Annotated in this window: 23 protein-coding genes and 1 pseudogene; 14 read left to right on the plus strand and 10 right to left on the minus strand. The window is 59.8% G+C overall.

What is annotated here, in order from left to right; genetic code table 11:
- Window positions 1-6: 6 nt before the first annotated feature.
- On the minus strand, window positions 7-870 hold the full coding sequence (locus tag M2401_RS20900; protein ID WP_259105709.1) for a PHP domain-containing protein: 864 nt from the start codon (window positions 868-870) through the stop codon (window positions 7-9).
- Between the two features lie 65 nt (window positions 871-935).
- On the opposite strand from M2401_RS20900, the gene M2401_RS20905 reads away from it, so the two are divergent.
- From M2401_RS20905 to M2401_RS20930, 6 genes are all read left to right on the plus strand, one after another.
- Window positions 936-1,544, plus strand: coding sequence for a septation protein A (locus tag M2401_RS20905; protein ID WP_259105710.1), 609 nt, complete (start codon window positions 936-938; stop codon window positions 1,542-1,544).
- A gap of 1 nt (window position 1,545) precedes the next feature.
- On the plus strand, window positions 1,546-1,845 hold the full coding sequence (locus M2401_RS20910) for a YciI family protein (RefSeq protein WP_259105711.1): 300 nt from the start codon (window positions 1,546-1,548) through the stop codon (window positions 1,843-1,845).
- Between the two features lie 132 nt (window positions 1,846-1,977).
- Complete coding sequence (locus tag M2401_RS20915) at window positions 1,978-2,385, plus strand: translation initiation factor 2 (protein ID WP_259105712.1); 408 nt, start codon at window positions 1,978-1,980, stop codon at window positions 2,383-2,385.
- Between the two features lie 7 nt (window positions 2,386-2,392).
- Window positions 2,393-3,070 carry a response regulator transcription factor gene (locus M2401_RS20920; RefSeq protein ID WP_259105714.1) on the plus strand — a complete coding sequence of 226 codons (678 nt, stop codon included), beginning with the start codon at window positions 2,393-2,395 and terminating at the stop codon, window positions 3,068-3,070.
- A gap of 140 nt (window positions 3,071-3,210) precedes the next feature.
- Window positions 3,211-3,654, plus strand: coding sequence for a Spy/CpxP family protein refolding chaperone (locus M2401_RS20925; protein WP_259105769.1), 444 nt, complete (start codon window positions 3,211-3,213; stop codon window positions 3,652-3,654).
- 68 nt (window positions 3,655-3,722) lie between these two features.
- Entirely contained in the window at window positions 3,723-5,063 is a 1,341-nt protein-coding gene (locus M2401_RS20930) for a HAMP domain-containing sensor histidine kinase (RefSeq protein ID WP_259105716.1), read from the plus strand.
- A 2-nt stretch (window positions 5,064-5,065) separates the two neighbouring features.
- Here M2401_RS20930 and M2401_RS20935 read toward each other — a convergent pair whose 3' ends face one another.
- Window positions 5,066-5,626 (minus strand): nitroreductase family protein, encoded by a 561-nt coding sequence (locus M2401_RS20935; RefSeq protein ID WP_259105718.1) that lies wholly within the window; start codon window positions 5,624-5,626, stop codon window positions 5,066-5,068.
- 369 nt (window positions 5,627-5,995) lie between these two features.
- On the opposite strand from M2401_RS20935, the gene M2401_RS20940 reads away from it, so the two are divergent.
- Both M2401_RS20940 and M2401_RS20945 read left to right on the plus strand, forming a co-directional pair.
- The gene (locus M2401_RS20940) at window positions 5,996-7,450 is read left to right on the plus strand and encodes a TrkH family potassium uptake protein (protein WP_259105770.1); all 1,455 of its coding nucleotides are present in this window, start codon (window positions 5,996-5,998) and stop codon (window positions 7,448-7,450) included.
- A gap of 86 nt (window positions 7,451-7,536) precedes the next feature.
- Window positions 7,537-7,848, plus strand: coding sequence for a DUF962 domain-containing protein (locus M2401_RS20945; protein ID WP_259105719.1), 312 nt, complete (start codon window positions 7,537-7,539; stop codon window positions 7,846-7,848).
- Window positions 7,849-7,854: 6 nt separating this feature from the next.
- Here M2401_RS20945 and M2401_RS20950 read toward each other — a convergent pair whose 3' ends face one another.
- Window positions 7,855-8,682: a UDP-2,3-diacylglucosamine diphosphatase gene (locus M2401_RS20950; protein WP_259105721.1), complete on the minus strand. Its 828-nt coding sequence runs from the start codon at window positions 8,680-8,682 to the stop codon at window positions 7,855-7,857.
- 384 nt (window positions 8,683-9,066) lie between these two features.
- Here M2401_RS20950 and M2401_RS20955 point away from each other — a divergent pair, with 384 nt between their 5' ends.
- The 4 genes from M2401_RS20955 to M2401_RS20970 all read left to right on the plus strand — a co-directional run bounded on the left by M2401_RS20955 (window position 9,067) and on the right by M2401_RS20970 (window position 11,411).
- Window positions 9,067-10,038 carry a hypothetical protein gene (locus M2401_RS20955; RefSeq protein ID WP_259105722.1) on the plus strand — a complete coding sequence of 324 codons (972 nt, stop codon included), beginning with the start codon at window positions 9,067-9,069 and terminating at the stop codon, window positions 10,036-10,038.
- A complete protein-coding gene (locus M2401_RS20960) occupies window positions 10,031-10,405 on the plus strand; it encodes a hypothetical protein (protein WP_259105723.1) in 375 nt (124 codons plus the stop codon). Before M2401_RS20955 ends, M2401_RS20960 begins: the two co-directional genes overlap by 8 nt.
- A gap of 54 nt (window positions 10,406-10,459) precedes the next feature.
- Window positions 10,460-10,834, plus strand: coding sequence for a hypothetical protein (locus M2401_RS20965; protein ID WP_259105724.1), 375 nt, complete (start codon window positions 10,460-10,462; stop codon window positions 10,832-10,834).
- Window positions 10,835-11,192: 358 nt separating this feature from the next.
- Window positions 11,193-11,411 carry a DUF6124 family protein gene (locus M2401_RS20970; protein ID WP_259105725.1) on the plus strand — a complete coding sequence of 73 codons (219 nt, stop codon included), beginning with the start codon at window positions 11,193-11,195 and terminating at the stop codon, window positions 11,409-11,411.
- Between the two features lie 166 nt (window positions 11,412-11,577).
- On the opposite strand, the gene M2401_RS20975 is transcribed toward M2401_RS20970, so the two are convergent.
- From M2401_RS20975 to recQ, 4 genes are all read right to left on the minus strand, one after another.
- Complete coding sequence (locus tag M2401_RS20975) at window positions 11,578-11,865, minus strand: SelT/SelW/SelH family protein (protein ID WP_259105726.1); 288 nt, start codon at window positions 11,863-11,865, stop codon at window positions 11,578-11,580.
- 1 nt (window position 11,866) lies between these two features.
- Complete coding sequence (locus tag M2401_RS20980; protein WP_259105727.1) at window positions 11,867-14,095, minus strand: FimV/HubP family polar landmark protein; 2,229 nt, start codon at window positions 14,093-14,095, stop codon at window positions 11,867-11,869.
- 162 nt (window positions 14,096-14,257) lie between these two features.
- Window positions 14,258-14,692, minus strand: coding sequence for a MarR family transcriptional regulator (locus M2401_RS20985; protein WP_259105728.1), 435 nt, complete (start codon window positions 14,690-14,692; stop codon window positions 14,258-14,260).
- 68 nt (window positions 14,693-14,760) lie between these two features.
- A complete protein-coding gene (gene recQ / locus M2401_RS20990) occupies window positions 14,761-16,890 on the minus strand; it encodes a DNA helicase RecQ (protein WP_259105729.1) in 2,130 nt (709 codons plus the stop codon).
- A gap of 188 nt (window positions 16,891-17,078) precedes the next feature.
- Between recQ and M2401_RS20995 the strand changes: the two genes are divergently transcribed.
- Window positions 17,079-17,666 (plus strand): YecA family protein, encoded by a 588-nt coding sequence (locus tag M2401_RS20995; RefSeq protein ID WP_259105731.1) that lies wholly within the window; start codon window positions 17,079-17,081, stop codon window positions 17,664-17,666.
- Window positions 17,667-17,687: 21 nt separating this feature from the next.
- Window positions 17,688-18,050: a YbaN family protein gene (locus tag M2401_RS21000; protein WP_259105733.1), complete on the plus strand. Its 363-nt coding sequence runs from the start codon at window positions 17,688-17,690 to the stop codon at window positions 18,048-18,050.
- 91 nt (window positions 18,051-18,141) lie between these two features.
- Here M2401_RS21000 and M2401_RS21005 read toward each other — a convergent pair whose 3' ends face one another.
- From M2401_RS21005 to M2401_RS21015, 3 genes and pseudogenes are all read right to left on the minus strand, one after another.
- Window positions 18,142-20,535: an RND family transporter gene (locus tag M2401_RS21005; RefSeq protein WP_259105735.1), complete on the minus strand. Its 2,394-nt coding sequence runs from the start codon at window positions 20,533-20,535 to the stop codon at window positions 18,142-18,144.
- 28 nt (window positions 20,536-20,563) lie between these two features.
- Window positions 20,564-21,634, minus strand: a complete 1,071-nt coding sequence (locus tag M2401_RS21010; RefSeq protein ID WP_259105737.1) for a YCF48-related protein — start codon at window positions 21,632-21,634, stop codon at window positions 20,564-20,566.
- A 418-nt stretch (window positions 21,635-22,052) separates the two neighbouring features.
- Window positions 22,053-23,024: pseudogene (locus M2401_RS21015) on the minus strand (omptin family outer membrane protease).
- Window positions 23,025-23,095: the final 71 nt, after the last annotated feature.

Below are 23,095 nucleotides of genomic sequence, written 5' to 3' on the forward strand. Positions count from 1 at the left end.
CCCTGTTCAGACGACGGCAGTAGGCTGGTCATTTTTGAATCGGCACCAAAGTGGCGGCAAGTCCTCCGGTAACGGGCGGTAAACCCCGATCTCGGACCATGCGCCAGGAGCATGAAAGTCACTGCCGGCAGACACCAGCAGACCGAACTCACGAGCCAGAATGGCCAGCGACCCGACCTGATCGGCAGGTTGCAGGCCATTGACGACTTCGATGGCATGGCCGCCGGCCTGGATAAAGTCGGCGACCAGCTTGCGACGTTTACTACGGGTGAAATCGTAATGCGAGGGGTGGGCCAGGCTGACCCAGGCCTTGGAGTCGCGCAGGGTGGCGACGGTATCTTCCAGGGTCGGCCAGTGCTGCTTGACGTCACCCAGCTTGCCGGCACCCAGCCATTTGCGGAATGCCTCGGCGCGATCCTTGACGAAACCGCCACGCACCAGGAACTCGGCGAAATGCGGTCGGGCCGGGGCATTGCCACTGTCGCCCAGCTCCATCTGGATCGCCCGGGCGCCTTCCAGCGCTCCCGGCATACCTTTCATCGCCAATTTACGACTTATTTCTTCGGCACGCAGCCAGCGCCCCTCATGCAAACGGCCGATGGCTTCGACCAGCGCCGGGGCGTCGACCTCGAAACCGTAGCCCAGAATATGGATGGTTGCACCGCCCCAGGTGCAAGACAACTCTACCCCATTGACCAGTTGCATACCCAGCCCAAGCGCCGCCGTGCGGGCCTCTGCGAGGCCTTCGGTGGTGTCATGGTCGGTCAGGGAAAGTACGCGCACGCCATTCTCGAAGGCACGGGCAACCAGTACGGCAGGCGCGAGCGAGCCATCGGAAGCGGTGCTGTGGCAGTGCAGATCAACATTCATAGGGGCGCTTTCGCAGTCATTGATGTTTGTTATTATGCCGCTACATCCTGCTTCTGGCTGCCATTGTGAAACAATTCATCGACTTCATCCCGCTGCTGCTGTTTTTCGTCGTCTACAAAATCGAACCGCAAACCCATGAACTGCTGGGTCACAGCGTCGTCATCGGCGGTATTTTCAGTGCGACCGCCATGCTGATCATCAGTTCGCTGGTGGTCTACGGCTTCCTCTATTTCAAGCAGGGCAAACTGGAGAAAAGCCAGTGGCTGACCCTCCTCGCCTGCCTGGTCTTCGGCAGCCTGACCCTGGCCTTCCACAGCGAGACTTTCCTCAAATGGAAAGCCCCGGTGGTCAACTGGCTGTTCGCCCTGGCCTTCCTCGGCAGCCAGTTCATCGGTGAGCGCCCGCTGATCCAGCGCATCATGGGCCATGCCCTGAGCCTGCCGCAGCCGATCTGGCGCAAGCTGAACGTGGCCTGGATCATCTTTTTCATCTTTTGCGGCGCGGCCAACCTGTACGTGGCCTTCACCTACCAGGATTTCTGGGTCGACTTCAAAGTCTTCGGCAGCCTGGGCATGACCGTGCTGTTCCTGGTCGGTCAGGGCCTGTTCCTCGCCAAGCATATGCACGACCCGGACCCTGCCGCGTCGAATCCCACCTCCAAGACCGAGGACTGACATGCTCTTTGCAATTATCTCCACCGATGTCGCTGATTCTCTGGAAAAACGCCTGAGCGTACGCCCTGCCCACCTCGAGCGCCTGGTCGTGCTCAAGGATGCCGGCCGCCTGGTCCTGGCCGGCCCGCATCCGGCGGTTGAAAGCAACGACCCGGGCGCTGCGGGTTTCACTGGAAGCCTGATCGTCGCCGAGTTCGAATCCCTCGCTGCCGCCAAGACCTGGGCCGATGCCGATCCGTATATCGCTGCGGGCGTCTACGCCAGTGTCGTGGTCAAGCCGTTCAAGCAAGTACTGCCCTGAATCCAGGTAAATCGTGGCATCCGTGTAAGCAACAGCGCGCAGATGCCACACTGCACAGACGACCGCTCATCATTCCGTTCTTCCTGCCGACAAACTGAAAATCGATTCTGCCGGCAATAGAAGGGAGTTCAGATGCGTCCAGGTCCGTTATGTGTGTTGTTGGCTGTGCTGGCGGTGGGCACCGATGCCCAAGCCGAAGAAACAAATGGCTCGGGCATCACCTTGCCGCTGCCTACTGCGGCCGCTCAGGTCATTGACCTGCAACAGCGTCTGAAAGACAGCGAGCGCCAGCGCGAAGAACTGCAAAAGCAGTTGCAGAGTGCAGACGCCAGCCGTGAAAGCGCTCCGCTCAAAGAGCTGCGCCTGGAGAACCAAAAACTCCGGACACAACTCAAAGAAGCACAAACCAGCCTGCCCCTGCGTTTTCTCACCGAACAGCAACAATGGTTCGTCACCGGAGGCGGCGTTGCACTGATCGCCCTACTGTGCGGTATCTTTGCCACTGGCGGACGTAGAGAGCGTCGGCAGTGGCTGAATTGAGTGAGTCATGAGCGAGCTGTTATTAATTGATGATGATCAGGAACTCTGCGAACTGCTGAGCAGTTGGCTGAGTCAGGAAGGCTTTCAGGTACAGGCCTGCCACGATGGCGTCAGCGCCCGTCGCGCCCTCGCCCAATCGGTGCCGGCCGCCGTGGTTCTGGATGTCATGCTGCCCGACGGCAGCGGCCTGGAACTGCTCAAGCAACTGCGCAGTGATCACCCCGAGATGCCCGTGGTCATGCTGTCGGCCCGTGGCGAGCCGCTGGACCGTATCCTCGGCCTGGAACTGGGCGCCGACGACTACCTGGCCAAGCCCTGCGACCCCCGGGAGCTGACCGCACGCCTGAAGGCCGTGCTGCGCCGCAGTCACCCGACCGCCGTGGCCAGCCAGCTGGAACTGGGCGACCTGAGCTTCAGCCCGATGCGTGGCGTAGTCACCATCGGTGAGCAGGAACTGACCTTGACCGTTTCCGAGAGCCGTCTGCTCGAAGCCCTGCTGCGCCAGCCCGGCGAGCCCCTGGACAAGCAGGAACTGGCGCAACTGGCCCTGGGCCGCAAGCTGACGCTGTACGACCGCAGCCTGGACATGCACGTCAGCAACCTGCGCAAGAAGATCGGCCCCCATGCCGATGGCCGTCCACGCATCGTCGCCCTGCGCAGCCGCGGCTACTACTACAGCGCCTGATCGGGCTGGCCTTGTGTCAGCTCGCTCGACGCGGCTCTTTACGCAAGCTTTACCGTCGCCTGACTGCCCTTGACCTTCATCTCCTTAAACTGAGCTCAACCGGACAAGAACCGGATTCGAGACAAAGGAGAGACACCATGATGCGCAAGACCCTGATCGCTTTGATGTTCGCCACTGCCCTGCCAACCCTCGCCATGGCCATGCCGCCACAAGATGGTCCGGACAACGGCTGGCAGGGTGGTGGCATGCACGGCCAGCACGGTCCACGTGACGGCGGCCCGTTCCGCGAGTTGAACCTGACGCCGGAACAGCATCAGCAGATCGCCAAGCTGATGGGCGACCAAATGCGCGGCCGTCACGAACTCACCGAGCGCTACCTGAAAAAGCTGCCAGCCGCCGATCAGAAAGCCATGCAGGATGAGATCAAGGCCAAGCATGACAAGACTCAGGCTGACATCCGCGCCGTACTCAAGCCGGACCAGCAGAAACAGTTCGACGAAATCCTGAAGAAACAGGAACAACGCCGCGCCGATCGTGCTGAATTCGAAGCCTGGAAAGCGCAAAAGGCCCAGAAAGCCCAGTAATATCCGCTTACCCACACCCGACCTGCCCCAAGCTGGTCGGGTGTCTCTATTTCAGCTGAGGTCAAACCGTGCGTTCATTGTTCTGGCGAATCCTGGCCAGTTTCTGGCTGGCCATTGCCCTGGTGGCAGGTCTATCCATTCTGCTGGGGCATATGCTCAACCAGGACGCCTGGATTCTCAGCCGCCACCCGGGCCTCAACAATCTGCCGCAAACCTGGTCCGAGCTTTACGAAAACCAGGGCGAAGCGGCATCCCAGGATTACCTGCAAGGCCTCAAGCGGCGTTATCACATCGATGTGCAGGTACTTAACGACGCCGGTGAAGCGGTGGTCAGTGGGACTTTCCCGGCTCGCGCCGCCGCCTTCGAAGCTCGCCAGCACGATGATCCACGCCAGTTGCCCTGGCGGCGTCTGACCACCGAGTACACCAGCCCGAAAACCGGCGAAACCTATCTGCTGATCTATCGAATCCCTCACCCCGAACTCGACGCCTGGCACCGGCAAAGCCTGCTCTGGCCATTCAGCGCCCTGGGCATCGCCCTGGTGGTACTGACCCTGTTCAGCCTGTTGGTGACCCTGTCCATTACCCGCCCCCTCAGTCGCTTGCGGGGCGCAGTACATGATCTCGGGCTGACGGTTTATCAACAGAACAGCCTGGCGCAACTGGCCAACCGTCGCGACGAATTTGGCGTCCTGGCCACCGATTTCAACCGCATGGGCGCGCGCCTGCAAAGCCTGATCGGCAGTCAGCGCCAACTATTGCGTGATGTATCCCATGAACTGCGCTCGCCGCTGGCGCGACTACGGATCGCCCTCGCTCTGGCCGAGCGGGCGGAACCGGCAGAACGCGAGAAGCTATGGCCACGCCTGGCCCGGGATTGTGATCGTCTGGAAGCACTGATCAGCGAGATCCTCGCCCTGGCCCGTCTCGATGCCACGGTGGGTAATCCCGAGCCGGTGGATGTGCGCGGCATGCTTGAGCATTTGCAGGGCGAAGCGCAGTTCAACGATGAGGGGCAGGATATCCACGTCTATATCGAGGACAACCTGGTATTGCACGGCTGGCCGGACATGCTCGAACGCGCCATGGACAACCTGCTGCGCAACGCTCTGCGCTTCAACCCGCCGGGTGCTCGCATCGAAATGCAGGCCTGTCGCGTCGGCGACCGGGCGCAACTCAGCGTGCGCGACCACGGCCCCGGTGTGGCGCCGGAACATCTGGCGCAACTGGGTGAGCCGTTCTATCGCGCCCCGGACCAGACCGCGCCGGGCCATGGCCTCGGCCTGGCCATCGCCAAACGCGCGGCTGAACGCCATGGCGGTCATCTGACGCTGCAAAACCATCCCGAAGGCGGTTTCCTCGCATGCCTGGATCTGCCGTTGGAACCAGTGATGCCAACGGTGAATTGATATCAGCCCTGCCAGGCGCTGACGACGGTTGCCACATCCACCTTGGGCGCTTCCCGAGGTGGATTCTGCGGCGTCCCCAGATAAAGAAACGCCACCACTTCTTCGTCTTCTTTCAGTCCCAGCCCTTTGGCCACGTGGCCCGCGTAGGCTAGCTCTCCAGTCCGCCAGACCGCACCGACACCCAAGGCATAAGCCGCCAGCAGTACGCCGTGGGCGGCACAGGCGGCCGTTAGCAGCTGCTCCTTCTTCGGCACTTTGAAGTGCTCCTGCAAGGACGCGATAACTACGACAACCAACGGTGCCCGCAGCGGACCCAGGCGCGCCTTGTCGAGCATCTGCTCGGTCACTTCGCCACCTCCCTGCTGCAGGGCTTGGGCAAGCAATTCGCCCATACGCTCACGGGCCAGACCTTCCACCGTCAGAAAACGATACGGACGCAACATGCCATGATCCGGCGCACGCAATGCCGCACCAAACAACACTTCGCGCTGCGCAGCATCCGGGGCCGGCTCGACCAGACGGGGCACCGAAACACGATTGAGCAAAACGTCGACAGCCTGCATCGGCTTTCTCCTTGGAAAATGATTCAACATTCTAAAAGCAATAACGTCTGGGCAAGGGAATTAGTTATCTAGGGGTCTGGACGAAAAGTCGGCGAGCGATGGTCAGGCAAGGCAAAAACAGGCGAGGAAGCGGAGTTTAGGCCCCTAAATGAGCATTATCCGCTACGCGCCCCCTTCGGGCCGTCCTTCGGACGTTCTCCTTTCAGTCGTCCGAGCCTGTTTTTAACGCAGCATGGTGCGCGTAGCGCCGAAGGCGCCCAGCCTGCAGCCACTTTTAGTCCGAGGCCGGCTGGCTAATCGCCGTCGGTTTACACTCTAATAGGCGCAGGTAGAATGGCGCCCTTTCCTCACTCCAGTCAGAGCGACTTCATGGCGTTGCCGACCCTTCGCATCATCGGTTTCATCATCGGCATCTTCCTGATCACCCTGGCCATCGCCATGGTCGTGCCGATCGCCACCCTGGTGATCTTCGATCATCTGGACGACCTGCGCTCGTTTCTCTGGTCCAGCGTACTGACCTTCCTCGCCGGCATGGCGCTGATCATCCCTGGCCGCCCGGAGCATGTGCATCTGCGCCCGCGGGACATGTACATGTTGACGGTGTCCAGTTGGATCGTGGTCTGCGTGTTCGCCGCCCTGCCGTTCCTGCTGACCCAGCACATGAGCTTCACCGACTCGTTTTTCGAAAGCATGTCGGGCATCACGGCCACCGGTTCTACGGTGATCAGCGGCCTGGACAGCATCTCGCCGGGCATCCTGATCTGGCGCTCGCTGTTGCACTGGCTGGGCGGCATCGGCTTTATCGGCATGGCGGTGGCGATTCTGCCACTGCTGCGTATCGGTGGCATGCGCCTGTTCCAGACTGAATCTTCCGACCGCTCGGAGAAGGTCATGCCGCGCTCGCACATGGTCGCCAAGTTCATTGTGTTGACTTATGTCGGTCTCACGGCACTGGGCAGCCTGGCGTTCTGGGCGGCGGGTATGAGCCTGTTCGACGCGATCAACCACGCCATGTCGGCCATTGCCACTGGCGGTTTCTCCACATCGGATCAGTCCCTGGCCAAATGGCCGCAACCGGCGGTGCATTGGGTGGCGATCGTGGTGATGATCCTCGGCAGCCTGCCGTTCACCCTGTACGTCGCCACGCTGCGGGGCAATCGCAAGGCATTGATTCGCGATGAACAAGTGCGCGGCCTGATCGGCCTGCTGCTGGCGACCTGGCTGGTAATGACCCTGTGGTACTGGAGCACCACCGACCTGCCCTGGTACGACGCCTTGCGTCATGTCGCGCTGAACGTTACCTCGGTTGTGACCACCACCGGCTTCGCTCTGGGCGACTACAGCCTGTGGGGCAATTTCGCCTTGATGTTCTTCTTCTACCTGGGCTTTATCGGCGGCTGCTCCGGCTCGACGGCTGGCGGAGTGAAGGTGTTTCGCTTCCAGGTGGCCTATATCCTGCTCAAGGCCAACCTCAATCAGCTGATTCACCCCCGCGCGGTGATCCGCCAGAACTACAACGGCCACCGTCTGGATGATGAAATCGTCCGTTCGATCCTGACCTTTTCGTTCTTCTTCACCATCACCATCTGCGGTATCGCTTTGGCTTTGGCGTTGCTGGGTCTGGACTGGATGACCGCCCTGACCGGCGCAGCCAGCACCGTGTCCGGCGTCGGCCCCGGCCTGGGCGAGACGATCGGCCCGGCGGGCAACTTCTCAACGCTGCCGGACGCGGCCAAATGGATACTGTCCGGCGGCATGCTGCTGGGGCGCCTGGAGATCATTACGGTGCTGGTGCTATGCGTACCGGCATTCTGGCGTCATTGACAGCATGAATAGCCGATAAAACCCATGGCGGCAGGGGGCCCGACGGCAATAGACTGAAAGCCTCGTCACTCTTTGCGGGAGTCACCATGGACAACGTCAGACAGTTCAGCCGTTTTGCCGACTTCTACCCGTACTACCTGGCCGAACACAACAACAGCACCTGCAAGCGCCTGCATTTTATCGGCACCAGCCTGGTGATTTTCCTGTTGGCGTTCGGTATCGGCAGCGGCCGCTGGAGCCTGCTGTGGCTGGTGCCTCTGGCAGGTTACGGATTTGCCTGGGCCGGCCATTTCTTCTTCGAGAAGAATCGCCCGGCCACCTTTCAGCATCCGTTCTACAGCCTGCTGGGCGATTTCGTGATGTACCGCGATATTCTGCTGGGCAAAGTCAGTCTCTGACCGGAGTCAGTTGACCGGCTCAGCCACTTCGGCCTGCTCTTCCTGCACGCGGGCCTTTTCGCGCTGATGGGCGTCGGCCAGACGGAACAGCTCGATGCTGCCGTCCAGATGCTCGATCAGCGCGGTGCAGGACTCGACCCAGTCGCCGCAGTTAAGGTATTCCACCCCGCCCACCTGACGAATCTCGGCATGGTGGATATGCCCACAGACCACGCCATCCAGACCGCGCTTCACGCACTCATGGGCGATGGCTTCTTCGAAGTCGCTGATGAAACTGACCGCCGTCTTGACCTTATGCTTGAGGTACGCCGACAGCGACCAGTAGCCATAGCCGTACTTGGCACGCCAGTGGTTGAGCCAGCGGTTGAGGGTCAGGGTGAACTCGTAGGCCGAATCGCCGAGGAAGGCCAGCCAGCGGTGATAGCGGGTGATCACATCGAACTGATCGCCGTGGATGACCAGCAGCTTGCGGCCATCGGCAGTCTGGTGAATGGCTTCGTCCACCAGCTGGATATTGCCCAGGATCAGCTTGGAGTAGCGACGCAGGAATTCATCGTGGTTACCGGTGACGTAGATCACCTCGGTGCCGCGCTTGCTCATGGTCAGCAGGCGGCGAATCACGTTGGTATGGGCCTGGGGCCAGTACATGCCGCTGCGCAGTTTCCAGCCGTCGATGATGTCTCCGACCAGATAGACCTTGTCTGCCTGATAGCCCTTGAGAAAGGTCGAAAGATGCTCGGCCTGGCAATCGCGAGTGCCCAGGTGAACATCGGAAATCCATAAGGTCCGCACATGTTGCTTGCGGCTGGGTTTGGCGAGCTGGGCACTGGTCATGGTCGTCAACCTCCGACTGGGTTTTGACGATAGTGCGTGCTGCCGGTTAATTGAAAATGACGATGGCGTGGCAATGTTGTGACAGGCAGGCCCTGCCCCGTGCGCAGCGGTAGGAGCCAACTCGTTGGCGAGGCAGACAACACAGTGAATCAGGCACGCCGCCTCGCGAACAAGTTCGCTCCTACCGGTCCCATTAACTGACTGGCAAGGATTTGATTTCAGGCATGAGGCCAGGGGCTGGTTGTAAGTTCTGATGAACACTGAAGTAGGTCATTTCCGAAAGTTCTGTGGTCAAGCCGTTTTCAACGTTCTGTCTAATGACTCTGCCTACAACAACTATTTATCGTCCGCCCTCATGTTTTGAGGACCAAGGACGTTGCATTCATGACTCGCGCCTATGCGTTTATCACCGATCAGGTACAGATCTACTCCTGGTACCGGGACCAACTAACCAGCCCGGCCGCCCGGAACAAGTTCGACCGTCTTAATCATGGCTATCACCATAACGATCCTGTTTTCCCCGGACAGGTGCTGATCTACGGCGATGATTCATCCAGCCAATGCACTTATGAGGAAGACCAGATGAGCTGGCAGGCTCGGGACGTTCGCAGCGCTTTTATCGGAAGCAGCTTTACCGTCCAGCGCGGGTTGATGGAGAACTTCGATGTCCTTCAAGATATCCTGACGTACGGCTCCATCGGGGTTGGCAGCGTTACCGGTGCCTGGAAGAACCACCTCAAGCAGGTTGAAACCACCCTCAATGAGATCAATAGCGCCTATCAGAGTTGGCGCTCGGGTGCGCTCAACAAAGACCAGTTCATTGCCCGACGTCAGGCGCTTTTTGCAGCGCTGGACGACCAACTGCGCGGCATCGGCCGCTGGGGCACGGGCCTTAAAAAGAACTCGACCATCAAGAAAATGTTCGGCTATTCCAGCAAGCGTTTTCTGCATACCGGCGAGCTGCGGGCTTATGCACAGCAGGTGAAACGTATTGGCTCAATGGCGCGCGCGCTGAGTAATGGAACCTTTGTGGGTGTCACACTGGATATCGGCGCGGGGGCACTGGAAATTGAAGAAGCATGCTCGACCGGGCGCGAGGAGCAATGCACCAAAGCCAAGTTTGTGGAAGTGGGAAAGATGGTGGCAGGGATCCCTTCAGCCATGGTTGGGGGGAGGGTTGGTTTGAAAGCCAGTGCGAGTCTGTGTTTCAAACTGGTGGGGCCGTCAAGAGGGGGAAGTCTGTTGGCCTGCGGTATTGCAGGAGGTGCTATTGGGGCATGGGCGGCAGGCAAGGGAGGTTCGGCTGCTGGCGAGTATGTAAGCACGCTGCTTTACGAGCTGAAAGGCAATGACTGACGGGATTCTGGGATGGCTGATTGTGATCTCGACCATCGTGATAATCCTTGTTTTTTTCGCAATCCTTTACGCCGAGCACTACATCCTGCCGAAGGTTGAAGCCCAGTTGAGGAACTGCAAAATCGTGACTGATGCCATAGCGTTCTGGGGAACCACCGGTTTGGCTGGCAGAGGCTATCGGTACGCCATGGTCAACTTCGCTCTCACTTCGACAAAAAGCTTGAGCGAAAAAGGCATGGTGGATATCGATGAGGTCAATAGCGTGTCATTGAGCCATCGACGATGGATCTGCATTCCCATGCATGTGTTTTGCGTGAGCATGGGGACTGCCATGATCTGCCTGGCGCTGTTGGGGAAACTCTGGTGAACGAGCTGGTCATCGAGTTTGACGTGGGAACGCCGTGTTACGAGTTGACCGGCAATGAATGACGGGATTCTGGGGTGGCTGATTGTGATCTCGACCATCGTCATAATCCTTGATTTTTTCGCAACCCTTTACGTCAAGCTCTACATCCTGCCCAAGGTTGAAGCCCAGCTGAAAAACTGCAAAATCGTGACTGATGCCGTAGCGTTCTGGGGAACCAGCAGCCTGGCTGGCAAAAGCTATCGATACGCCATGGTCAACTTTGCGCTCACCTCGGCAAAAAGTTTGAGCAAAAAAGGCCTGGTGGATATGGATGAGGTCAATAGCGTCTCATTGAGCCATCGACGATGGATCTGCATTCCCATGCACGTGTTTTGCGTGAGCATGGGGACTGCAATGATCAGCCTGGCGCTGCTGGGAAAACTCTGGTGAGCCCGGAGATCGGGGTAAAACTTCCCGACTCCCCCCCCCCATAGCCAGACGTATCTCTTTCTTTTGAATGAAATTTCCGAGAAAATCCAGACCCCTTGTGCCACGGAATTCAGCTCTCTACTCTTGCGCGGTCGCTGCAAAATCAGCGATCAGATTTGGTAGATCTGAGGTTCTATCGGCGCAAGGCGCCACGTTAAACAGACCGTTTTCGATGGTCTCTGTTTTGGTGGCCGTGCGCATGTCGCCTTCGGGCGAGCCGGGTGCCGATAGCCGGTTCTACCAACCTGCGTACGGCCGCCTCCCTGTCGTTGGTAGCGATCGGATGGCGGCTCCATGAGTTCTATCGGAGTTTTATCCAATGAAAATCATTACCCCCGACCCACCCTTGATCATCGCCCATCCATCGCTCAGCAAGGCCCACGCCATGAACCACGCCTCGGACATGCTGCGCTGTGTCCAGGTCGCCGCCGATGAATTTGGTGAAAGCCTGGATGGTCCTGCGCGGCAGAAAATGCTCTGCATTCTCCACCAGATAGAGATGATTTCCGCGATGGTGGATCACTCGCTGAGTGTCTGAAGCAGCGCGTATTAGCGGGGATGGCGCCGGGCCCGGCGCCGTCTCACAGCAAACACAAGACTCTGTGGGACCGGCTTCAGCCGGGAATGCATTGGCAAGGCCGATACATTTCTATCGCCTGCTCCATTGCCTTCCCGGCTAAAGCCGGTCCCACCAAAAACATTTGCTATGGCTTGGGTTCGTTATGCCCCAGGTCCCGCTGCGGGTCGATCAGATCGCGTACGCGCTGCTTGAGCACCTTGGCTTCGGGGAAGCCGCCGTCAGCCTTCCGTTCCCAGATCTGGGTGCCGTCGCAGGTGATGCGGAAGACGCCGCCGGTAGCCGGCTCCAGGGATACCTTGCCGAGGTCATCGGCGAAGGTGCTCAGCAGTTCCTGCGCCAGCCAGGCCGCTCGCAGCAGCCACTGGCACTGGGTGCAGTAGGTAATGACGACTTCGGGGCGCGCTGCGGACATATCAATCAAGCCCCTTGAGCATCTCGAAGGCGGCCTGCTGGTGGGCATCGTCGCCGTTCTCGATCAACTCCTGAAGAATCAGGCGAGCGCTTTCGATATCGCCGTCATCGATCAGCACCTGAGCTTCATTGAGCTTGCTCAGTGGAGCCTCATCGAGATCCAGTAGATCGAAATCAGTCGTGTCATCCATAAAGCCATCGAGGAAATCATCGTCCAGAGCATCGCTATCGGCCTGGACGATCGGCTCAGGTATCACTTCAGGCTCGGAAAAGTCGTCCTCGGGTTCGGAGAAGTCGCTGAGGAACTGCTCTTCCTGCATCTCGAACACTTCCGGCAGCTGCGTCAGGTTCGAGGCGAAGCCTGGATCCTCTTCCTCTGGCTGAACCGTCTCCTGCTTACGCGAACGCGGGGTATCAAATGGATCGACCAGATCCCAGTCGGCATCCATGGACAGATCATCCAGGTTCAGCTGGAACTCGTCCTCGGCAGGCGCCGGTGGAGCCTTGGCCAGGGTCGGCTTGACCACCGCCGCCGTTACCGCAGCCGCTGCGACTGCCGCAACAACCGGCACCACAGGGGCGGCAGGAGCCGGGGGCTCGGCCTTTTTCAGCAGTGGATAACGCCCGCGAATCTCCGCGACCTTCTCAGGATCCAGGCCCTGCTCGATGAAATTCTGCTCTTGGGCCGCAAAACCGCTGGCATCACCCTGTTCGGCGAGCAGCTCAAGAATCTTGGCGCGAATATCCATGCGCTCCGGCTGCTTATCCAGAGCATCGCGCAGAATGCCCAGGGCCTCGGTAAAGCGGCCGTAAGCGATATAGATATTGACCCCGTCAAGGGCATCCGGCGGCGCACTGGCCGGGCGTGGCGCAGGGGGTGCCTGCGGCCGGATCGGGGCAACAACCGGCGCAACCACGGGGGCGACGGTACGTGGGGCGGAGACACCTGGCACGTCGAGAATAACCGGGGTCGGACCGATATCGTCCGGCATTGGCTCGTCGTAATCGTCATCGTCCAGCTCCTTCTGCCGCTTACGGCGCATGGAGTAGACCAGGCCCAACAGCAACAGCAGGATCAGCAAGGCGCCCAGCAGGATCGGCTGGCTGATAAAGGAATCATCGACAACGGGGGCTGGCGCAGGCACGACTACCGGAGCAGGGGTTGCCACTGGCGCGGGAACAGGCGTTGCAACCGGAGTCGGCGCGACAGGTGTCACCGGTGCTACTGCCACCGGCTGAGCAGGTGCACTTTTGAGCTCGGCCAGCTGGGTTTCCAGGGTGACGATTTCCTTGTCCTTGCCGCTCAATTGCCCCTTGAGATCGTCGACCTCATGGTTCAGCTGCTGATTTTCCACCGTCGCACCGGCCAGCTGTTGTGCGCTGGTCGGCGCTGCGGCAGGAGTCGTTGGCGAAGCAGCGTTGGCGGGGGCAGTCGCGCCGCTCGCTACAGAAGCCGCAGCGGTTGGAGTAACCGGGGCAACGCTCGGCAGGACCGCCGCATCTGGCAGCAACAGGTTCTGGCCGACCTTCAGCTCTTTGGTGTTGCCAGCGGGGAACGCCTGGGGGTTGAGAGCCTTGATGCCGGTAGCCAACTCATCGGCGGACATCTTCGAATCCGTGCCATGCAGGCGCCGGGCAATCGAACCCAGGTTGTCACCTGCCACCACGACGTAATGCTTGCTCTGCACCGCTGGCGGTGGCGCTACGGGCATGCGCGAGCCGCCGGTCTGGGTGATCGACTCGCGATTACGCCCCTGAAGCGCCGCACGGCCTGCCGGGGTAGTCGCCGGATCGAGCAGCAAGGTGTACTCATGCAGCAAATCGCCATTAGGGCGTGACAACTGCACAAGGAAATTCAGGAAAGGTTCGGTAACCGGCTTGCTCGACACCACATGAATGACGCCGTGGTTGCCATGAATGATCGGCGTGAAGCGCAAGTCATTGAGGAAGAACACTCGCTCGACACCCGCGCGGGTGAAGGCTTCCGGCGTTGCCAGCTTAGCGATGACATCTTCTTCGTTCAGGCCACCGGTCTCGACCAGATCGATATCCGCGTCCAGCGGCTGGTTCAGCGCGGAATGCAGGGTGATATCACCCAGTCCCAGGGCAGACGCCATCGCCGGATACAGCATGGAAGCCGAAGCGATGAGCAATGCCATCAACCCGCCACGTACACCGGGCATCGTGCGCCGCAGCGCACCCGGCACGACGGCCTCAGAACTCTTCAGCATACGAACCCTTATGGAAACCAAAGCAGACTTCTCGGCATATTCAATTTTTCGGACCGCTTCTCTCGGTCCCGGACCAGGGCCTGTACAAAAAGTCGGCGAGCGGCCGCCACGTTCCGTACAGGGCCTGACAAGTATGATGGCAGATCCGGCAATATGCTCGCGCTATGATTTTTCCAGATTGGCCAGGATACGGGTGTGCACGCTCATGCACAGCCGCAGATCTTCTTCGCTGATGCCTTCGAACAACTCCACTCGCAGGGCGGTGGCAATGGTCTCGATTTTCTCGATCAGCGGCCGGGCGGTGTCGCAAAGGACAATCTTCTTCGCCCGACGGTCCTCGAGCACCGCCTGACGCAGGACCAGGCCCTGCGCTTCAAGGCTGTCCAGCAAGCGTGCCAGGGTCGGCCCTTCGACACCGACGCTCTGCGCCAGCTCGCGCTGGGTCGGCGGCGAGGTGAACCGGGCCAGATGCAGCAGCACCAGCCAGCGGGCCTGGGACAGCCCCAAGTCAGCCAGACGGCGATCCAGCTCGGCGCGCCAGCCACGGGACATATGGGCCAGCTGCATTCCGAAGCGGTGTTCATTGTTCAAGGGCATAACCAACTCATGATCGAAACTAATTATTAGTCAGCTAATCATGGAGCCTGAGGTGAGGCAAGCTCTATTCAGACCTCGAATTCGGACTGCAAAGCGGCGCGCACACAATAGAGCACGCCTTCGGGCACTCGGCCGGTGAATTGCTCGGCAATAGCGGCGACCGGAGGCAACTCGCCCTCGCCGTCCAGGAAGGCGTCCTGAATCTCGCCGAGCAGATCTTCGGGCAGATCCAGGGCCTGCTCCACCGACAGTTGCTGCTTGCCAATGGCCTCGGCCAGCAAGGTATAGACGTTCTTCTCGGTGCACTGCAGTTGACCGGCAATCTGCGCCGGGGTCATGCCTGCACGGGCCAGACTGATCAGCTCATGGCGGATATCGGCCACGACTTTCGGCGCCGGGGCCGTGCCGCCGAGCACTTCCAGGAAGGCCTCGCCATAGCGTTCCAACTTGCGTGCACCGACACCGCTGACCCGGCCCATTTCGGCCATGTTGCCGGGCTTGCTGCGCAACATTTCCAGCAGGGTTGAGTCGGGGAAGATGACGTAAGGCGGCACGCCATGCTCTTCGGCCAGCTTGCGCCGCAGGGCACGCAGGGCTTCCCACTCTTCGCGCTCGTCGCCACGCACCAGTTGGCTGGCCGGGCTGCCGGAGCTGCTCTTGGCTACGGTCTGCGGCTTGAGGTCGCGGCGCAACTCCAACGTGACTTCGCCGCGCAGCAGGGGGCGACAAGTGTCGCTCAGACGCAGGCCGCCGTAGCCTTCCAGGTCGATATCGGCCAGACCCCGCGCCACCAGTTGGCGGAACAGCGAGCGCCATTCGCTCTCTGCACGAGCCTTGCCGACGCCGAACACCGACAGATGCTGATGGCCGAAACTGCGCACCTTGTCGTTTTCCTTGCCCAACAGCACGTCCACCAGATGGCCGACGCCGTAGCGCTGGCCAGTGCGGTAAATAGCCGAAAGCGCCTGACGCGCAGGTTCGGTGGCGTCCCAGGTCTGCACGCCATCGACGCAGTTGTCGCAGTGGCCGCACGGCTCGGGCATGTCTTCGTCGAAATAGGCCAGCAGGGTCTGGCGACGGCAGCGGGTTTCTTCGCACAGGGCGAGCATCGCGTCGAGCTTGTGTTGCTCCAGACGCTTGTGACGCTCGTCGCCTTCAGAGTTCTGCAGCATCTGCTTGAGCATGACCACATCTTGAAGGCCGTAAGCCATCCAGGCATCGGCGGGCAGGCCGTCACGACCGGCACGACCGGTTTCCTGATAGTAGGCTTCCAGGGACTTGGGCAGGTCCAGGTGCGCGACAAAACGCACGTTGGGCTTGTCGATGCCCATGCCGAAGGCGATGGTGGCGACCATGATCAGGCCTTCCTCATTAAGGAAGCGCCTCTGATTGTGGGCACGGGTTTCGGCAGGCAGGCCAGCGTGATAAGGCAACGCCGGGTAGCCGTTTTCACTGAGAAACACGGCGACTTCGTCGACTTTCTTGCGCGACAGGCAGTAGACGATCCCGGCATCGCTGCGCCGCTCGGAGAGGAACGCCAGCAGCTGTTTGCGCGGCTGCTCCTTGGGCACGATGCGGTAAAAAATGTTCGGCCGGTCAAAGCTGGACAGAAAGCGCTCGGCATTCTGCAGATGCAGGCGCGTAACGATTTCTTCCCGGGTACGCTTGTCGGCGGTGGCGGTCAGGGCAATGCGCGGAACGTTGGGGAACAGCTCGGCCAACTGGCCCAGTTGCAGATATTCCGGGCGGAAATCATGGCCCCACTGAGAAACGCAGTGGGCTTCGTCGATGGCGAACAGGGCGATTTGCAGGTTCTGCAGGAAGGCCAGCATGCGCGGCTGGACCAGGCGCTCGGGGGCCAGGTAGAGCATCTTGACCTCGCCGAGACGAATCCGGTTGGCCAGGTCGCGCTGTTGCTCGGCGCTGAGGGTGGAGTTCAGCGCTGCCGCTGCCACACCCAGTTCATCAAGGGTCGCGACCTGGTCGTCCATCAGCGCGATCAGCGGCGAGACCACTACGCACAAGCCTTCGCGCAACAGGCCTGGCACCTGGAAGCACAGCGACTTGCCGCCGCCTGTAGGCATCAGTACCAACGCATCACCACCGCTGGCTACGCGCTCGATGATCGCACCCTGGCGACCCCGGAAGCTGTCGTAACCAAAGATGTCCTTGAGGACGCGTTGAGCCTGTTCGAGCATAAAAACCCCAGATTGTCCTGCCAACCGCATACCGCGACTTGAAGCGCGGCAGTATACCCGACCACCTGCGGCCATTGGGCGGTGCGGACATGAGCGGTCGAAATTAACTGCCACAGGCCTTGGCGCTGGCATCTGTGGCGCTCAGGGCCTAGAATTCAGCATCGTTTATTACCTCAGGTAACCCCTCAATGTCCTTTGCTGAGCAACTCACCCGCCTGCAAGTCTTCCTCGATGCCGATGAGCTGCACGATGAAGCGCTGGACTACGTGGCCGCTCATGGCTACCTGACCGCGTTGTCGATCTGCTCCGAATCGGTCCCTGAACGTGAATGGATCGACGCCCTGTTCGCCGAGCCGCCGCACTACAGCAGTGATGCTCAGCGCGAAGAGATCGAAGCCACCCTGATCCAGTTACAGGCCCATATCGCCCGCCAGTTGGCCTCGGACGATGAATTCGAACTGCCGTGCGACCTGGATCTAGGCGATGACCCGGATGATTCCGAGCTGCGTGGCTGGTGCATCGGCTTCATGGAAGGCGTGTTCCTGCGTGAGTCGGTCTGGTTCGAGAATGACGAAGAAGAAGTCAGCGAAATGCTGCTGCCGATCATGGTCGGTTCCGGCCTGTTCGACGAGCAACCCGAGTTCGCCGACATCGCCGCCGATGCCAATCTGATGGATGACATGATTGTGCAGATCCCGGAAGCCCTGACCGCGCTGTATCTGCTGCTGCACGCGCCGGACGAAAAACCGGCGATCCTCAAGCCACGCCACCACTGATCAGGCGCCTGCGCTGATCAGATGCTACGCCTCCTCCTCGCCGGCATTGGCTGGCTGAGCGTCGCACTGGGTGTCATCGGGATATTTCTCCCGGTGCTGCCCACGACGCCCTTCCTCCTCCTCGCCGCCGCCTGCTTCGCCCGCAGCTCTCCGCGCTTCTATGCCTGGCTGGTCAATCACCGGTATCTCGGGCCATGGATTCGTGACTATCTGGAAGGCAACGGTATCCCGCTCAAGGGCAAGGTCTACGCCATTGGCCTGATGTGGCTGAGTATCGGCTTTTCCTGCTACCTGGTGCGCCGTCCGTGGGCCCAAGGGTTCATGCTGACCAGCGCGGTGCTGGTCAGCATCTATATTTTGCGGCAGAAGACCCGCAAGGTCTGAGACGTCCCTGTGGGAGCAGGCTTGCCTGCGAGGGGCCACACATAGCCTTCGCAGGCAAGCCTGCTCCCACAAATAAAGCGGCGCCTTTGTATCAATGGGAAAACAACGAATTCCCCACCTTGCCCGCCATCTTCTCCGGCTTGATCAGGAAACGCGCCAACGCTGGCAGCAGCCACAACGCGCCGAACATGTTCCATAGCAGCATGAAGGTCAGCATCAGGCCCATGTCGGCCTGGAACTTGATAGCCGAGAAGATCCAGGTGCAGACACCGATGGCCAGGCACAGCCCGGTGAACAGCACGGCCTTGCCGGTGGACTTGAGGGTTTCGTAATAAGCTTCTTGCAGTGGCAGACCGGCGCGCAGGAAAGTTTCCAGGCGGCTGTAGATATAGATGCCGTAGTCCACACCGATACCCACGCCCAGCGCCACTACCGGCAGGGTCGCCACCTTGACGCCGATGCCCATGAACGCCATCAGCGCGTTACCCAGCACCGAAGTCAGCACCAGCGGCAGAACGATGCACAGGGTCGCCGCCCAGGAGCGGAAGGTGATCATGCACATGCCCGCCACGCAGAGGTAGACCAGGATCAGAATGGTCAACTCAGCCTGCTTGATCACTTCGTTGGTCGCCGCTTCGATCCCGGCGTTACCCGCCGCGAGGAGGAATTGCAGGCCGTCGCGGTTGTTGTCCTTGGCGAAGTCCTGCACCGCATGCACCGCACGATCCAGAGTCTCGGCCTTGTGATCGTTGAGGAACACCAGCAGTGGCGCCAGAGAGCAATCGTTGTTGTACAGGCCATCGGCGCGGGAAATGGAGCTGTTGAGCACGTCTTTGTTGCGCGACAGCGACTCCCATTTCAGGTTGCCTTCGTTCATGCCCTTGATCATCTGCTTGGACACAGTGACCAGGGAAATCGCCGATTGCACCCCCGGCGTGTTTTCCATTTTCCAGGCCAGCTCGTTGATCGCCGACATGGTCGGATAGGCTGAGCAGCCCTCGCGAGGCGTCTTGACCATGACCACCAGTACATCGGAACTGGTCGAGTAGTTATTGATGATGAAACTGTTGTCCTTGTTGTAGCGCGAATCGGGTCGCAGTTCCGGCGCGCCCTGATCGAGGTCGCCGATTTTCAGGTTATGTCCGTACCAGAGGCCACCACCCAGGGCGATCAAAGACAGGATCACCGAGACACGGGCGACCTTCGGGTTGGCAAAGTTCGACAGCAGACGCCAGAACGGATGCTCGCTGACCGAATCTTTCTTGCTGCGGCGAATGGCCCGACCGCTGATACCGGCGTAGGAAATCGCTACAGGCAGGAGGATCAAGTTGGTGAACACAATGACGGCAACACCGATGGACGCGCCAATCGCCAGCTCGCGAATCACCCCGATATCAATGATCAGCAGGGTAATGAAGCCCACCGCATCGGCCAGAATGGCGATCATGCCCGGCAGGAACAGCTGGCGGAAGGTACGCCGGGCCGCCGTCAGGGCGTTATCGGCATCACTGGATTGCAGGGCAATACCGTTGATCTTCTGCACGCCATGGGAAATGCCGATGGCGAAAATCAGGAACGGGACCAGCATCGAGTACGGGTCCAGGCCGAACCCCACCACATGCATCAGGCCCAGTTGCCAGATCACCGCAATCAGGGTGGTACTGAGCACCGCAATGGTGCTGCGCATGCAGCGGGTGAACCAGACCAGCAGGACCAGGGTGATGATAAAGGCCACCCCGAAGAACATCACCACCATCACCAGACCATCGATCAGGTCACCTACCTTCTTGGCGAAACCGACGATATGCACCTTGATATTGGGGTTCTGCGCTTCGAACTTGTCGCGAATCTTTTCTTCCAGTTGATGGGAGAATTTCTGGTAGTCCAGGGCCATCAACTTGCCCTGGTCTTCCGGATCCGGATAGGACTCCAGCAACGGGATATCGACGATGCTGGATTTGAAATCGTTGGCTACCAAACGACCGATCTGGCCTGACTTGAGGACGTTGTTGCGCAATTTGTCGAGACTGGCATCGGAGCCGTCATAGCTCTGGGGAATCACCTCGCCACCGGCAAAGCCCTCCTCCGTCACCTCGGTCCAGCGCACACTCGGGCTCCACAAGGACTTGAGCCCGGAGCGGTCGACCCCGGCGATGTAGAACACTTCGTCGTTGATCTGCCGCAGGGTCTCCATGTACGACTTGGAAAAAATATCGCCGTCGGTGGCCTCCACCGAGATACGCACCGTATTACCCAGGTTCGCCAGATCGTTGCGGTGCTCCATCATGTTCTGGATGAACGGATGAGCGAGGGGGATCATTTTCTCGAAGCTGGTCGATGGCCTTACCAGAGTGGCCTGCCAGAACAGAAAGATACTCACGACCAGACAGATCAGGATCACCGCCGGGCGATTGTTGAAGATCAACCGCTCTAGAAAGGTGGCCTTCTCATCATGCTGGTGCTGGGTGTGTTGAAGATTGCTCATGCCTGTATTGCCCCGCCTTTGTTCGGTCTTATTGTTGGGTCGTCTCGGCGCCCGTTGGCGAGGTGACGCGAACGCCGCCCTGCCCTACCAGAACCAGGTTGCCCGAAGCGGCCGCCGTGACACCGGACAGGGAGATCCGGTCCGGGCGGTTGAACACCTGGAACGTCAGGCCGTCGTCAGTGCTGCGCAATACCGTGCCGCCATTGCCCACCACCACCAGCGAGCCGTCGGCCAGCAGCGCAGCATTGGACAGGCCGAATTCCAGCGAGCCGCGTTCGCCCTGCAATGGCACAGGCTCCCAGGTGCTGCCGAAATCAGTGGAGCGAAACAGGTTGCCACGCAAGCCGTAGACCAGCAGCGTGTCGGCCTGGGCGGTGCCGATCGCACCGAACAGCGAGCCCTGATAAGGCCCTTCGAGCTTTTCCCAGGTCTGGCCGTCGTCGGCGGAACGGAACATCGCGCCCGCCTCGCCGACGATGAACAGCCCGGCATCCTTGACCTGGGCAATGCCGTTGAGATGGTACTGATCCTCGTTGTCGAGGCGGTCGCTGACGTCTTGCCAATGCTGGCCACCGTCAGTCGTCGTCATCAGGCTGCCATAGGCGCCGACGGCAAAACCGGTCTGGGCGTCCTTGAACCAGACATCCAGCAACGGCGCTTCACGCTTGATATCTTCGAACTGCTTGGTCCAGGTCGCGCCACCATCGGTACTGGCGAGGATCTGCGCGTCATGACCGACCGCCCAGCCCTGCTTGTCGTTGATGAAATACACCGAGGTCAGCAACTGCCGGGTCGGCACCTTGGCCTGGACCCAGGTCTTGCCCTGATCGTCGGAGTAAAGGATGTGGCCACGATTGCCGACCACCACCAGGCGCGCGCCAGCATGGACGACATCCAGCAGAAGGTCGCGGGAAGACTTGGTCGACTCGATGGAATAGAGCGCAGCCGCATCGGTAGCCGGTGCATCAGCTGCCTGAACCGCATCAGTCAGGGTCAGGGCAAGCAACAGCGTCAGGGCTGTTTTGATCTGCAATGCCAATGGATAACGATTGATCGCAATAACACTGGTACGGGTGTGCCAATTGACAGGCTCACTCATGAAGGTCCCCTTTGTTTATTTTTATCAGGGTGCCGCGAAGCGTCAGAAGCAGTGCAAACGCTCTAGAACAGCTTTCGGAGCGGCTCCATCCTATCCAGCTTTGGAAAGCCATGACAATCGACATGACGTTATCTTTTGTTAAGCGCGAGGCGATGATTGAAGCGTTATCACTGGGATTGATTGAGAACTGTAGCTGGCGGGATGGGATGCCAAATCACATATAAACTACAAACACAGCTAGCAAGAGATTCCGGCAGGCCCTGACACAACAGGATCTGCAGGAGCTGCCGAAGGCTGCGAAGGGGTGTGCCTGATACATCGCTTTGGCAGCCTTCGGCGGCTCCTACAAAATCGCATTTCAGTTCAAATGATTTAGGTGCGGGAACCAGCAAGCTGGCTCCCACGTGCTTCTCTCAGGTTAGAACTGATAGGTCAATGCCACACTGGACAACAACGTACGGCTGGCCTGGGAGCCGGCCTTGCCGTCGTACAGATGAGTTTCACCGCTCGGTACATGTCGTGCCAGGACGCTGCCCTTGGCTTCGGCATATACCTGATAGTCAACGCCGGCCCTTAGCGACATCTGCGGGTCGACGCGCCAGGTCAACCCCAGGGCGAGGCTTTGCATGCGACCCGAGTTGCCGTAGTCGCCGCTGAAGGACAGGTCGCGCAGGTAGTGGTTATCGAAGGACTTGCCCTTGACCCACTGGCTGTACTTGAAGCGGCTGTCCAGGGTCCAATTCTGCCAGGTGTACACGCCGACCAGGCCAACTTACGGAGTATCGTAGGTTTGCCGATAGCTGATGACTTTGACGTCATCCAGAAACCTTCCTTGCCGGTCGCGATAATCCCCTTCCGAGGAGTACGTGTAACGGCCACCGTTGCTTTCCCAGCCCAGCTGATTGCGTTGATAGCCTGCCATGACACCAAGGGCAAGATTGTCACGCTTGATAGCCCAGGCAGTGGCGGAGACTTCAGCCTGCCAAGCCTTGGTGAGACGAGTATCGGGGTGGGTCGAGTAATGACTCCAGTCATCCTGCTCGTCGTCGAGCCAGTCATAGTCCTTCATATGACTGCTGCCCCCCGCCACACGGGTCCAGCCACCTAAATTCAGGGACAACCAATCCAGTGGGTGATAGGCCAAGCCAAAATGCAGTGTAGTGGCCTGCTTGATATCCCAATCCAACTGGCTGATTTTCTTGCCATCTTCGGTGTCATAGGCTTTTTCCTCAGCCTTGCCACTCAACAGCCCCATGCCCACACTCAGCTCAAGATCGCCCACTTGAAACAGCTGCTCACGACTCACCTGTGCATCCGCCCAAATCTGTGGCGCAACCGCGACCAGCCCCAGTAATAGCAGTGTTTTCGGTCCGTTCATCAATACGTCCATACCGTTTATTGGATGACGCGCAGAACGGCAAACAGGCCGTTCCAGCGCGCCAGGACAGGATGAACGGGGTT

The organism is Pseudomonas sp. JUb42 (genome assembly GCF_024807945.1).
Taxonomy (GTDB): Bacteria; Pseudomonadota; Gammaproteobacteria; order Pseudomonadales; family Pseudomonadaceae; genus Aquipseudomonas.